Raw genomic sequence first — 13,259 nt, 5'->3', positions numbered from 1 at the left:
ATAACGTATCGCTGGTAGCTATTAATAACGTCAAGTTAATGGCTCTTTGTGACGATTATGCTTGCGAGGTGGAAATGGTGTTTATGCGTCTGAAGGTGCTGTTGGTAACTTGCAGTGTGTTGTACACCTCTAACGGGCTAGCGGGCATTAATATGTCGGAAGTTAATGCCTATGCTTATGAAGGGCTCGCCAGTATATGTGCGACTTCAAGAAAGATATCTGGTGCCCAAGCTCAAGAAATGAAAGCCATTCATGTGGAAAAAAAACGTGAGAGACAGAAGAGAGCTTCTGCAGATACCAGCTTTTCTTATTACGCTGCAAAGCAGTTATGGGGCATTCAAAGAGGAGATAGCCCTTCTTATGAAGAATGCTCAGCGCTTTTGAAGTAAAAGCGCTGTATGGGACTTAATTGAAAGGTATCCGTGATACGTTTAATTTATAAATCAGGAGCGTTGTTTATCCTTATAAAAAGTAATCCAAAGGGGCTATTTCTTTAAAAACAATATTGTACAAACGACCGCTTTTTTTTGGTTTCATCTGCAATGCTTTGATAGCAGGATAAGAGATTAACAGCTCTTTGCTCATTGGCTTCATCATATGTCTGAACTTAGGTTTTACATTGAGCCCAAAGTATGTTTCATAGAGATAGAGTAACTCACCAACCCCTTGTTTTTTGCGTTCTGCTTGCTTACACCAAGAACTATAAATCAAGGATTTAAGCTCTATTGAGTCAGCACTTTGTCGCCACTTTCTCGCATTATTATAAGCATGTATCACTTTGTCAGTATGCATGAGTAGAGGAGGGACTTGTATTCTTCCCGCGAGATGAAAATTTCCTCTTGTATTGAGAAGGTGCTCCATATGTTTTGGGGTGACCCCTCTTGGGTCGGAGCCAAAGCATGTTTTTCCGTATATAGCAACGGATGCAGCCTCATAGGCAGTAATAGCGAGTTGTGAACAAAACATATCAGGGATGAGATTAGTACTACCATAAACAAAGCTAAGCACATCCTCGATATACTCATTTGTTGTCGCATGGAATGTTCTTTTAGTATACAAAGATTTGGCTGCACCTACCATATCATAATGACCTCCCTCTACTGGAAGGCCTTTTGGTCTTGTATCGACTGTTATCCTACATAAAGCTTTAGTTATTGTTACTGCAGCCTCCGCCAATTGTTTATCTGCACATCGGTATACAACAGCAGCTGTATTGGGAATGTCATCATCGTCATGAATTTCGCCAGCAGCTTCAGCAAGTTTTCTGGAAGATAATCCAATAGCGATGTGTTCAGAGGCGGCATCACCTTTAAGCTTGATACCTGCTTTTTCATCGGGTGATTTCCAATGAAGGTATTTTTGAGCTTTGGTGATCGAAGCTGCAATTTTGTCATGAGCCCACCCCGGAAAGACTTTAAAGATGAGTACATCTCCTGGCTGCACTTTCACCTCTTGCAAACGATTGTACTGTCTGAGGCTTGCGATAACATCATTATCAAACACTTGCGACTCCTTTCTAAATATGGGCGATCATTTTCAGCGACTGAGTTAAGACTCTCAATAAAGGTGTTCCATCCACCTTTTTGTCTTTGAAAGTCACTATTGATAATAATATTTGTATATTGTGAAGTTCGCCATTAAAGCGAGCGGACTCTGTTTATATTAGTAAGCTGCTATTTTTAGTCGGTGTAATTGAAACATGTTTACATGTGTGACTGTGTTATGTCCTTGGGCTACTTGATTGACTAGTAAGTGAGATGACCGACGTGGTTTGCTATTGCAGAACAGTTTATCAAGGTGATCCTAATAACAATTCCTTTGAGCAATTTGATGAGACTTGGGGGTCGATATCAGATTTTTCTCACAAGTTAGAATTATTGATAATAAAATCCAAGCTAAATTAGGCTTTTTAACACTAGTAAACTAATTTTTATGGCATCAGAGCTTAAGATTGGGTTGGCTAAATTGAGACTATGGGAGTGCTGGGATTGTCAGCAAATACTTTGCAGGTATTGTTAGTCGAGGATGACTATCAGCTTGGCGATGTGGTTCACGAATACCTTGATATATCGGGCATAGCGGTCACTCATAAGCTGAATGCACAAGATGGTTTGGACGCGTTAAGTCATGGTGCCTTTGACTGTGTAATTCTTGATTTAAATCTTCCTGACGAGGATGGATTGGTTGTTCTTAGAAAAATTCGCTCTTCATCTGTCATTCCAGTTATTGTTTGTAGTGCCCGAGGAGACGTTGAAGATCGTATTATTGGTCTTGAATTTGGCGCAACAGATTATTTGTCTAAGCCTTATTCTGTCAAAGAGTTATTGCTACGAATAAAAACACACTCCAGTCGCTACATCAGAGATGAAAAACTGCAGGAAGATCTGAAAGTCCAACATATCCTGTTGGATACAGAGAAAAAACAGTTGCGATGTTTAAAGCGCGAAAAAGATATTCCATTGACATTGAAAGAATTTATGATTATCAAACAATTGGCACAGAAAGTAGGACGTGTATACTCAAGAGCCGAATTAATTGATGCTGTCTCTGGTGTTGATGGTCCTGAAAGTGAACGAGCCATGGATGTTGCTATTACGCGTTTGCGAAAGAAGGTAGAGGTCGACCCCAAACATCCGCAAATCATTATGACATCAGTTGGCTTTGGCTACTACTTAAATAGTTAATGTCATTTGTTAGAATCTAAGAGGTCGACCAATCGGAGACTTTTCCCATTTCGTTTTTCGGTAGCTTTGCTCCAAATACTATGTTTTGAGCTAATACCGATTGCTCGCATAGGGTGACAATTTCATATCTAAGCTTGTCTTTTAGTGCATCACGTACAGGAACTATAAACACATGGATTGACTTGATCTCATCATGTTCTTTTACTTTGATTGCAGAGTCGATAATATCAGGGTGTTGAGATATTTTGTGGCGAACTTCTCCAATATCGATATTATGCCCCTTGATTTGAATCATCCCATCTTTTCGTCCTTCGATATCGAAGCTGTTTGCGCTGACAACTTTTAGATGATCTTGAATGTCCAAACGACTCTCGCCCTGATAGATATCGGTGCCGATGAACTTGAGATCTTCTCTTAGTCGATATTCTGTGTGACATTGGTCTCGCCACCCAACCCCGCCAGTTTCTGTTGAGCCGTAGATTTGAATCACACGTTTTACCCCAATATCAGCTGCATACTTCAGGTGTCGGTGGTGGCAAGGTGAACCAGATATGACGACATTGCATTGAGACAGCATTTTGTGGCGTATGGTTTGTAACATTGATAAGCCATCCGCGATGGTGACGATCAAACTCTTATTATGTTGAATGATCACTGACAGTGGTAACTGCCGCGCATCAACCACATGGGCATTACAAAGCGCAGGTAAAATTGTTGCCCATATAAATCCATAAATATGGTGGGTTGCTACCATACTATATACGTATCGTACATCTCCGTTTAATCTCAGCCAGATTCGTGCTTCTTGTTCTAGAGCGTAAAGTGGTTTCGATATTTGTTTAGCTTTGCCTGTTGATCCAGAAGTGAGGAAGGTAATTCGGGCGTCGTTTGTTGCATTAAGGTGTTCTGCGACAATATGGGCCCATTGGTTTAAATTGGCAATTGCATAAAGCGCTTCTGCGTCTTTTTGTTCCCTGATATTAAAAAACATGGACACGAAACTTGCGGCTTGAAATGTTGCCAATGAGTCCAACTGCCATCGTCCGTTTTCATCTTCATTTGTCGCCATCAAACGAATGGATTGCTTATCTTCATAGGAGTATTGGCAGGCTTCGACAATGAGATCCAAAATCGTATTCAACAGCATATATCCTGTCCAGTGCAGTCTTTCTTCCGGCTTCATTTTTGGCCTCCTTACGCTTGTCATGAGTCGAGTATAGGTTGCTTTAAGCGATCGATTACTGAGTGAAACATGATTGAAACATCTTAGAAATGGGTTGGAAATCTTGCTCTTCATAATCAAGGTTATCCCACAACAAATCATATGGAATGTAACCATGACAGAAGAGAAGCTTTTAGAATTTTTATATGTAGCGCCGGTCGCACTTATTGAATTTGATGGTCAGGGAAAAGTGAAGATTGCCAATCCACGTGTTGCCCAGTTATTTAACCGATTCGCGCCTGGAGGCTACTTTGATAACTTTTTCACATTCCTAGACGATGTGTTGCCAGAGCTAAAAGAGGCTATTTTAGCGTTCAATGAGTCTGGTGGGCAGGTGATGGAAAACCGACGATTTTGCATAGAGGTACCAAACGGGAGTGACAATGAAAGCTTGTGGCTTGACGTTACTGTCATGCGTCAAGCTGAAGATGATTACATCGCGTCACTGAACAACGTAACTAATCAAGTTAAATCGGAAACCGAAAAATACATTGCCGAGCAGCAACTCTCGACAGTGTTCGAGTCCGTTGATGGTCATGTAATTTTTACGCTCGACACCGAAGGCAGCATAGACAGCTGGAATGTCACGGGTGAAACACATATTTGTAGTTCTGACTCAGCACTCGGCAAGTTGTTGTCACAAGTTACTAACTTATCTCTTGAAGATAATGCTCAATACCTTAAGGCGTCTTCTCAAGGTGAAATTATTAAACAGCCGATTCAATTCAAAAGCCGATATGGGGATGCGAAAGGAGCCGAGCTTTGTATGTCAGCAATTCACGATCAGAGAAACCACAATCGTGGTTTTTCTGTCGTGCTTACTTTAGGTCATTAGACCGCTAATTATAAACACAGGAGAAAGTTATGAACTTTTCAAACGTCAGTGCTAGTCAGCTAAATGGTTCAAGCTCATCTGATTTTAATAGAGCAAACTTTGGCATTGTTAAAATGGATCACAAAGGAAACGTGACCGATTACAACGATAGCCAAGTTAAGCATACAGGTATGCCCAAAGCCTCTGTTATGGGTAAACACTTTTTCACTCAAGTCGCACCTTGTACCAATAATTTTATGGTGGCTCAGAAGTATGACAAGGGTGCAGCACTGGATGAAAACTTACCTTACACCTTCACACTCAAGATGGAGCCTACGCCAGTTAAGTTACGTCTTATTAAAGACAACAGCGCTCAATATCTGCTGTGTGATTGGTAATTAAGCTCAGTGTTATGTCGAAACAGTGTTAGTAGGTGGTCACTGTTTTGACATGTACCGACCAGTTATGTTTTGGAGGGAAATAAATGTTTGAGCTATATCGAATTTTAGCATCCTCATTGATTGCAATCGTGAGCTTGCTCTTTGCCTGTGTTCTTTTTGCGTGGGATAGTGATGCATTAGCCTTTACGGTTTGTGGCGCAAGCGCAATATTTGTCGTTATTTCAACTTATTTACACTGGCGTAGGATTGTTCTTCCAATGCAACAAATACTTGAGATGGTCAACCAAAATGCTGATCAATTCAACATTCGAACTCAAGAGGGAAAGCCTATTGAACCCGACTTTCTTGTACCTTGGCTTGCGGATACGCTGAAGGCGGTTGCTGAGCGATCACATAAGTTATTTGATGATTACCACCATGATCATGACCTTGTAGAGAGGGCCACGGAAGAGCTGCGCTCAGTGCAATGTTATTCTGACCATCTAGTTTCGATTGGTGATCAACACCCCTTCAGCCCTGACGCTGTGCGCAGTGCCTTTGCCCAAGGCGATTCAGCGGCCGATTATGCGACGCAAACATTCGAAAAAATCTATATTTCTATTGATGGATTAGGACAGAGGTTTCAAGCTGTATTAGATGATTCCGGCGAGTTGAAAGAGAAAGCGACCAGCAGTGTAGAAAAAGTACAACAAACCCATTCTATGATTACCGCACTGGCCAAACAGGCAGAGGAGATCTCTGACGTCACCCAGTCAATTGCCGATATTGCTAATATGACTCAGCTGTTAGCACTCAATGCATCCATCGAAGCTGCTAGAGCTGGGGAATCGGGCAGAGGGTTTGCGGTCGTTGCCGATGAGGTGAAAAAACTGGCCCAGCAAACCGATGAGGCAACCCATCGTATCAGTGAGATTTCACAAAATATTCTTCAAGCGAGTGCTTCTTCTGCGCAGTCTATGGCTGAAATAGATGCATCAATTAGCACCGTTAGTCATTCTGTCTGCAATGTTGTGGATGAAATACAATGTCAGTGGGATGATGTTCAAGTATTAGTAGGCCAAATGGGTCAAACAGCGGGTACAGTTAGCGGCCTGAAAGGAATCTTACAGTCTTCATTGGCCGAATTAGAATCACATTTTTGTATGTTGGATGGAATCTATCAGTTCGCAAGAGAAAGCGTCCATTCAATTAATCGCTTGAGTGAAGTTCTTGAAGTACCGCTAAATTTGAATACCGGAGTCGAAGCAAACCCACCCGAGCAGAATCTATCTATCGATAATACTCACGGTGAATTTGGCTTAGATAACTCAAGCAAGCAGCGCTTAGCAAATGTAAATTAAAGCAGGGAGTAAGACTTATATGATGGATTCAAGCTATGCCAGTGAGTTATACGCTGAAAGGCGAGAGGTTAAAAATTGGATAGAGCTTGATGGTGTTTCATTGACACTTTCTAATATCAGAGCTTTGTGCCGAAATGGCTATGATGCGAAATTAGGACAAGCGATTAATAGTCCGGATTTTTTTGATAAAAGTTGCAAGGTGCTTAGGCATCAACTCGATGCTGGCGCCAAAATATATGGTGTGAATACTATGTTTGGCGGTCTTGCTAATCAAGCCGCTGAGAATCCCACCGAATTGCAAAAAGCATTGGTTTGCGCCCACATGTCTGGCGCAGGAAAGCCGCTTCCTCAAAATGTCGTTAAAATTGCGATGTACTTACGCGCAAATTCTCTTTGCCATGGCACATCGGCAATTAGGAAAGAAGTTGTAGATAGATATATTCAGCTTGCTAACCAAGACATAACCCCCTTGGTTCAAGAACTTGGTTCTATTGGTGCAAGCGGTGATTTGATACCGCTTTCTGCTATTGCGGGTGCCGTAACCGGACAATCTGAGCGATTTAAGCTGTTACTAAATGGGCAATATTTGCCATGTACTCAAGTGCTGTCCAGATTAAATCTAAGTCCCATTGAACTGAAAGAAAAAGAGGGTTTGGCGCTCATCAACGGTACGTCATGTTTGACCGCAATTGCGGCAAAAAATGCCCTCGACTTCGTGACATTGTTTGATCTTCATTTAAAGCTTCAAGTGGCATTTTGTGAAATCATGCAAGTAGATACGCGTCCTTTTGACGACTTCATTCACCAACATCGACCTCATCCAGGGCAACTCTGGGTTGCGAAGGCCATGCGGTTGGGGTTGGAATCGAGTGAAATGCTTCGGGTGAGGGAAGAGGTAGAGAAGGATTTTGCTAATCAGTCATTGATTCAAGATAGGTATTCTTTGCGCTGTATACCTCAGTTTCTCGGTGCGATACTTGAAGACTTTGTCGTGTCAAAACGTTCTATCGAAATTGAAATGAATAGTGCGACGGATAATCCGCTGATTGACACGGTTCAGGAACGCTTTCTTCATGGAGGAAACTTCCTTGGTCAGCATATGGCAATGAGCATGGACAGAATGCGCGTTAACCTCGCATTGCTTGCAAAGCACAATGAAGCTCAAGTAGCGCAACTCGTTGAACCTGCCTTTAGTGGAGGGTTATCGGCTTCTCTTGTGGCACCACACTATGTAGGACAATGTCTTGGCGTTAAGCCATTACAAATCTTGAGTAATTCTTTGGCGCCATTGCTTGAGCAAAAATCTTCCCCATTGAGTATCCATTTCCCAGTTTATGCGGAGCAATTCAACCAAAACCTAAACTCTCAAGGGTTCGGCTCTGCCCAGTTAACTCAAGATAGTATTCAACTTTTGGCAAAACACATGGCGGCGACTTCACTGATTGCAGTTCAGGCTATCGCTCTCAAAGCACAGCAATTAGGTAAGCCAGTGCAAGCCTGTTTTGGAACACATTCTAAAGAACTTTATCGAGAGTGTAGAAAGTTACTTTCGCAACAGGATAGTGACTTTGTTTGTCAGCCACAAAATCATGGTCGATATTCTGAGTTTGTTGAGATACTAAGCGAGTCAATGCTAAATGGTGAGTTGATGAGCAGCCAGCCATTTCTAGATGACAGCATTTCCTTTTAGTGGGCCATCTGAATGTTAGATTTACAAACTGATTATGAAAAAGATAGTTGTCACACTTGTCGTTTTAATTGGGATGGGAAAGAAACCTGGGAACACTTGGACGGCAAGCTGGACATGAAGGAAAAAATAGTAGGCAGTTTGCAAAGGCGGCTGAATCACACGGCTCGCTGGTGTAAAGTCTTCCACTCGTCTTTTGAGTTTTCACACTATGAATTTGAAGAGGCAGAAGGCGCAACACTTCAAGATTTAAAAGTCTACACGTTTAAGCTTGAATTACAAACCAATGGCAATATCTCGTTGTTGATTCAGCAATCTGACCGAGACTCAATATTCGACAGTGTGGGTGACTTTTTTCATATCATAATTGAAAGTATGAACGATGCCGTGGTTGTGACTAATGCCCCAGATCTAAGTGAAGGAGGGCCAAAGATCATTTTTGCTAATGAGCTTTTTGCCAATATGTCTGGGTATGGTCAGACAGAGCTTGTCGGTTATTCACCCAAAATATTGCAGGGTCCTGAAACATCCAGTGCGAGTAACCGGAGAATTCGTCAAGCATTAGAAAGCTGGACCCCGATTGTTGAACAAGTCACTAACTATCGTAAAGACGGTAGTACATTTAGTGTGGAATTAAACATCACGCCAGTGAAAGATAAAACGGGTTGGTATTCTCATTGGGTCAGTGTGCAAAGAGATATCTCGGCTTGCCTACCTAGAGATGATTCGTCAGCGTGACATGGTGATGGATTCCTCTCTCGTTGGTTGTTGGTCTTTTGATCTTGAAAGAGACAAGCTGAGAATGGACACGAAAGTGGCACGGATGCATGGGTTGTCTGATGTGCCAACGGTAACCATCGAGCATTGGTTAAACACCATACATCAAGCAGATAGGCAAGAAGTGAGGTTTAAGTTTATTCGAGCCCTTACGGCAGAAGCGGATTTGAATGTTGAATATCAAATCAATAGTGACGAAAGCAGCCAACCGAGATGGATACGTTGCAAAGCAACAAGTTTTAGTGAAAAGAAATCGATTCAGCGATGTATTTCAGGGATCTGTTTCGATGTCTCACAGGAAAGGCTCAATGCTATTGAACTCGAAAAGCATAGACAGATCTCTCAACAAAATGCCAAATTAGCATCTCTTGGTGAGCTGGCTGCCGGTGTGGGCCATGAGATCAATAATCCGCTTTCGGTGATTGTCTCCATCATTGACTTAATTGGCCTTAAGCAATCTCAAAACTTAGGCGAAGAAGTATTTACCGCTTCTCATCTAGAGCAACTGAAGGAAGCCTCCCACCGAATAGAGCGTATCGTTGATGGATTGCGAGGTGTTTCCAGTGTTGCGAGAAAAAGTGAAGAGTTAAAACCTATCGATGTGGTTCTTGCCAGTAAAAATACACTTAATATGCTCAGTGACTTATTTAGTAAAGAGGGTATTGATGTGACCTACAGAGTATCGGCAAGCGATCAACAATGCATGATAATGGGCGACGCTGCAGGGATGCAGCAAATTCTGATCAATTTGATGAATAACGCCAAGGATGCAGTTGAATTTACCACATCCAAATCAATCTCCGTTACCTTCAAGCAAACAAAAGTTAAATGTACATTGATCGTCGAGGATTCTGGCGAAGGTATGAGTGAAGATGTTCAGGTTAGGATCTTTGAGCCATTTATGACAACCAAGTCAGTGGGTAAGGGGACAGGATTAGGCCTTGCCATGACAAAAACTGTGGTGGAATCTTTTGGGGGGCAGATATCTTGTAAGTCAGCGTTAGGCAAGGGAACTATTTTCCAGTGCGATTTCCCTCGCTATATCGGTTATGCGAGTAAAGATAAAAAAACTACTGCTGTGCCTCCCCATCAAAACAAGCATGTTTTACTTGTGGATGATGATGTAGCGGTTGGACAATCTTTGACCGATCTCCTCTCTGCATTGGGGTGTAAGATCACAACCGCGCAAAATGGTGCCGATGCGCTAAATAAAATGGACCAAGCTCAGTTTGACCTTATTCTGACCGATTTAAAAATGCCAGTGTTAGATGGCGTCGAATTACTTGAAATACTAGACAACAACGAACACTGGCGCTCGATTCCCAAGTACGCTATTACAGGAGAGGTGATCAGCCATGGTGACGACTCAATTCGAGTCATCAATCAGCATACTAATGGGATAGTCAACAAGCCTATTCGTCTCAATGACATTATCGCTATTTTAGAAAAATGCTGAGCTGTGCGACGATTATATATCACGCCACAAACAAGCTAAGAAAATTTCACGCATAACCTCTCATTAAAGCGATTCAGATTGTGTGATCCGGCAATAAACCATGCAAAATTCGTCATTGAGTTGTTGCTAGCTCAGTCACCAGAAAATACAAAAAGGAAACAATGATGTTTATTGTGTCGATAACCTACATCAGTGATATGTCTCAAATTGATAAATATCTAGAGGAGCACATTAGCTACCTAGACAAGCACTATGAAAAAGGCAGCTTTATCGCTTCGGGTAGAAAAGAGCCCCGCACTGGTGGAGTCATTCTTGCCACAGTAGGTAATCTAGGCGATTTAGAGCAAATTTTAGATGAGGATCCGTTCAAGGTTCATCATCTGGCCGATTATGAAATAATCGAGTTTATTCCTACCAAATCTGCTCCTGAGTTTGCGTCTTTAGTTCAGTCAACTGGCTAACTATCGTAAAAAGAGCAGGTCGCTCACTTTGTGCTTTAGTTAAGCGTGGTTACGAATATCTATTAAGCGTTATATGGTAAACATGGACAAAATAATCGAACTGATTAAGCAAGACCAAGTCAGAGTATCCGCGCTAGATAGAGTATCTCAACTGAATTTGCCTCAGTGCTATATAGCTGCAGGTTTTGTACGTAACTTAGTTTGGGATTGGTTACATAGTTTTGAGTCGCCAACACCTTTAAATGATGTAGATGTCATTTACTACGATCAACATGAAGCCGATCCAAATGCTTATTTGGCTTACGAAGCCAAATTGAAAAAGTGGCAGCCTGAAGTAAATTGGCAGGTTCGTAATCAAGCCTATATGCATAAACGTAATGGCGATCGGCCCTATTTAAGTACTTTAGATGCTATGAGTTTTTGGGTTGAAAAAGAAACCGCTGTGGCTATAAGGAAAGTGGGGCTTGACCAGTACGAATGTATTGCCTCTTTTGGTTTTGACTCACTATTTGATTATTGCATTACATATAACCCCAAGAGATCTCGAGAAACGTTTGAAAATCGTCTAAATTCAAAAGGCTGGTTAGCTAGATGGCCAGCCTTGAAAGTTGTTCCATAACAAGTATCCGAGGCTCAAAGCCACTTTATTTACCTTATATTGATAATGTTTTGAAAGTGCTTAAATAAGCACTTTTCATTATTTCAGTATATAATTAAGTTAATTATGAAGTGAATGATTTGACCTTTAACCCATCAAATATCTTGTTGTAAAAAACACAAAATATTAGCCCAAACATAATTAGTAAAGTTCCGGTTTTTTCTATATTAGATAACCTTTCTTGTAATATAAAACTGGAAGTAATGATGCCTACTATAGGGATCAATAGGGCAAAAGGGGTAACAGAGACTGCCTCATACTTTCTTAACAGCCATCCCCAAATAGCAAAAGCAACCAATGTGGACGCATAACTGACATATATTAGTGCGGCCCAAGTTGTAGTGCTGGCAGACATCACTAATTCGATAGGTGTATTTGTTTCTGTATAGTATGATATAGCTAATAAAGGTAGAGGTGGTATTAAGCATACCCATATCATAAAATTTAATAAGTTAACGCCTTTTGTTCTCTTCATAATGATATTTGATATGGCCCAAAAAAATGCAGCCATTAGAATTAGCACTAAGCCAAGCAATGTAATGTTGGTGCTAGTTTCAATAAAGAATAGACTAAAACCTATAGTGGCAACTAATATCCCTATAATCTGACCCTGGTTAATTTTCTCTTTAAATAGGAGGATACTTAACCCTATAGTAAAAAATACTTGAGATTGTAAAAGTAACGAGGATAAACCAGCTGATGCATCGGCATCCATAGCAAAAAATAAGAAACCAAACTTTAATACACCAAGAAATAGACCCACTCCCAGTACATTCCATACTGAAGTTTTAGGGAAGGGAACAAAAAATACTGCTGGAATTGCAACAATAGTAAAGCGTAATGCAGAAAATAACAATGGTGGTAGTTCCTCTAAGCCAATCTTTATAATGGAAAAATTTACACCCCATATAACAATAACTAATAATGCAAGAGAAATATCCTTTAACTTCATATATAGAGTCCTTTTTAATTTTGTATTTTGTCAAAAAAGTCGTAGTATATCAACTTACAAAGGTATGCTGAGGGCTTTGTAGGCACTTTATTCTGGTAACTTTCCTATTTAGCTTCCAGAATTTCACTATTTTTAAGAGCTGATGAGCTCGTTATATTACTTCCTTTTCTAATAGTTATAGTATCCATTGATTTATGAAAATATAGGACTCAACATGATGAGGGCACCATTTCAGGTACTGGTTTTTCCATATAAATTAGAAATAAAAGAACCCATTTTTTTGATAGCTTGTCGAAGGGATAACGGTGAATGGCAGGCAATTTCTGGTGGTGGAGAAGATAAAGAATCTGTGCTGGATACTGCAAAAAGAGAGCTATATGAAGAGACGTCGTTAATTGGTTATGATTGGGCTCAACTAGACTCTATGTGTATGTTACCTAGAATTTTTTATTCTGGTCATGAGAAATGGAAGGAGCACCCCTATGTGATACCAGAGTACTCATTCTCTGTGCAGGTTTTTGGTGAGCCACAATTATCTGCGGAGCACACTGAATTTCGCTGGTGTAACGCATCTGATGCAAGTAGGCTTCTTAAGTATGATTCAAATAGAATAGCTTTGTGGGAGCTATGCGAACGACTTAAGTTATCTAACTGATCCTTAATGTATTAAAGCTTTGGAGCTTGCAGACAAAGTCGATTGTATTATTAGCTATGAGCGCAGTTTTTTCAGACCCGTATTCGGTTAGGTAATGGGATAAAATAATTAAACGCCCAAGAAGTGGGCGTTCTTATTAGTATTTGTTTATA

General features: G+C 40.9%; 14 protein-coding genes and 1 pseudogene. 12 read left to right on the top strand and 3 right to left on the bottom strand.

Annotated elements, in window-relative coordinates:
- Positions 1 to 83: 83 nt before the first annotated feature.
- The gene (locus MHN79_RS05990) at positions 84 to 389 is read left to right on the top strand and encodes a hypothetical protein (RefSeq protein ID WP_239172107.1); all 306 of its coding nucleotides are present in this window, start codon (positions 84 to 86) and stop codon (positions 387 to 389) included.
- A gap of 73 nt (positions 390 to 462) precedes the next feature.
- Here the strand turns inward: MHN79_RS05990 and MHN79_RS05985 are convergent, their stop codons facing one another.
- Positions 463 to 1,503 (bottom strand): hypothetical protein, encoded by a 1,041-nt coding sequence (locus tag MHN79_RS05985; RefSeq protein ID WP_239172106.1) that lies wholly within the window; start codon positions 1,501 to 1,503, stop codon positions 463 to 465.
- 485 nt (positions 1,504 to 1,988) lie between these two features.
- On the opposite strand from MHN79_RS05985, the gene MHN79_RS05980 reads away from it, so the two are divergent.
- The gene (locus MHN79_RS05980) at positions 1,989 to 2,684 is read left to right on the top strand and encodes a response regulator transcription factor (protein ID WP_239172105.1); all 696 of its coding nucleotides are present in this window, start codon (positions 1,989 to 1,991) and stop codon (positions 2,682 to 2,684) included.
- A 16-nt stretch (positions 2,685 to 2,700) separates the two neighbouring features.
- On the opposite strand, the gene MHN79_RS05975 is transcribed toward MHN79_RS05980, so the two are convergent.
- A complete protein-coding gene (locus tag MHN79_RS05975; RefSeq protein ID WP_239172104.1) occupies positions 2,701 to 3,867 on the bottom strand; it encodes an AMP-binding protein in 1,167 nt (388 codons plus the stop codon).
- A gap of 154 nt (positions 3,868 to 4,021) precedes the next feature.
- Here MHN79_RS05975 and MHN79_RS05970 point away from each other — a divergent pair, with 154 nt between their 5' ends.
- The 8 genes from MHN79_RS05970 (at position 4,022) to MHN79_RS05935 (ending at position 11,461) form a co-directional block, all read left to right on the top strand.
- Positions 4,022 to 4,741: a hypothetical protein gene (locus tag MHN79_RS05970; RefSeq protein ID WP_160931176.1), complete on the top strand. Its 720-nt coding sequence runs from the start codon at positions 4,022 to 4,024 to the stop codon at positions 4,739 to 4,741.
- A gap of 29 nt (positions 4,742 to 4,770) precedes the next feature.
- Positions 4,771 to 5,118, top strand: a complete 348-nt coding sequence (locus MHN79_RS05965; RefSeq protein WP_160931174.1) for a photoactive yellow protein — start codon at positions 4,771 to 4,773, stop codon at positions 5,116 to 5,118.
- A gap of 86 nt (positions 5,119 to 5,204) precedes the next feature.
- Complete coding sequence (locus MHN79_RS20860) at positions 5,205 to 6,461, top strand: methyl-accepting chemotaxis protein (RefSeq protein ID WP_275436100.1); 1,257 nt, start codon at positions 5,205 to 5,207, stop codon at positions 6,459 to 6,461.
- Positions 6,462 to 6,480: 19 nt separating this feature from the next.
- Positions 6,481 to 8,151 (top strand): aromatic amino acid ammonia-lyase, encoded by a 1,671-nt coding sequence (locus tag MHN79_RS05955; protein WP_239172103.1) that lies wholly within the window; start codon positions 6,481 to 6,483, stop codon positions 8,149 to 8,151.
- Positions 8,152 to 8,163: 12 nt separating this feature from the next.
- Positions 8,164 to 8,886, top strand: a complete 723-nt coding sequence (locus MHN79_RS05950; protein WP_239172102.1) for a PAS domain S-box protein — start codon at positions 8,164 to 8,166, stop codon at positions 8,884 to 8,886.
- Positions 8,834 to 10,381, top strand: a complete 1,548-nt coding sequence (locus MHN79_RS05945; protein ID WP_239172101.1) for a hybrid sensor histidine kinase/response regulator — start codon at positions 8,834 to 8,836, stop codon at positions 10,379 to 10,381. The genes MHN79_RS05950 and MHN79_RS05945 overlap by 53 nt, the downstream gene beginning before the upstream one ends.
- A gap of 164 nt (positions 10,382 to 10,545) precedes the next feature.
- Entirely contained in the window at positions 10,546 to 10,842 is a 297-nt protein-coding gene (locus MHN79_RS05940; RefSeq protein WP_239172209.1) for a YciI family protein, read from the top strand.
- Between the two features lie 82 nt (positions 10,843 to 10,924).
- The gene (locus tag MHN79_RS05935; protein WP_239172100.1) at positions 10,925 to 11,461 is read left to right on the top strand and encodes a nucleotidyltransferase family protein; all 537 of its coding nucleotides are present in this window, start codon (positions 10,925 to 10,927) and stop codon (positions 11,459 to 11,461) included.
- A gap of 103 nt (positions 11,462 to 11,564) precedes the next feature.
- Here the strand turns inward: MHN79_RS05935 and MHN79_RS05930 are convergent, their stop codons facing one another.
- Positions 11,565 to 12,452, bottom strand: coding sequence for an EamA family transporter (locus tag MHN79_RS05930; RefSeq protein ID WP_239172099.1), 888 nt, complete (start codon positions 12,450 to 12,452; stop codon positions 11,565 to 11,567).
- A gap of 217 nt (positions 12,453 to 12,669) precedes the next feature.
- On the opposite strand from MHN79_RS05930, the gene MHN79_RS05925 reads away from it, so the two are divergent.
- Both MHN79_RS05925 and MHN79_RS05920 read left to right on the top strand, forming a co-directional pair.
- A complete protein-coding gene (locus MHN79_RS05925) occupies positions 12,670 to 13,107 on the top strand; it encodes an NUDIX pyrophosphatase (RefSeq protein ID WP_239172208.1) in 438 nt (145 codons plus the stop codon).
- Positions 13,100 to 13,198, top strand: a pseudogene (locus MHN79_RS05920) (NIPSNAP family protein); the annotation flags it as partial. The gene MHN79_RS05925 and the pseudogene MHN79_RS05920, both read left to right, overlap by 8 nt.
- Positions 13,199 to 13,259: the final 61 nt, after the last annotated feature.

This window comes from Vibrio sp. Of14-4, assembly GCF_022347625.1.
Lineage (GTDB): Bacteria > Pseudomonadota > Gammaproteobacteria > Enterobacterales > Vibrionaceae > Vibrio > Vibrio pristinus.
The sequence above is the reverse complement of the archived record's forward strand: the minus strand, read 5'-3'. Positions and strand labels throughout refer to the sequence as shown.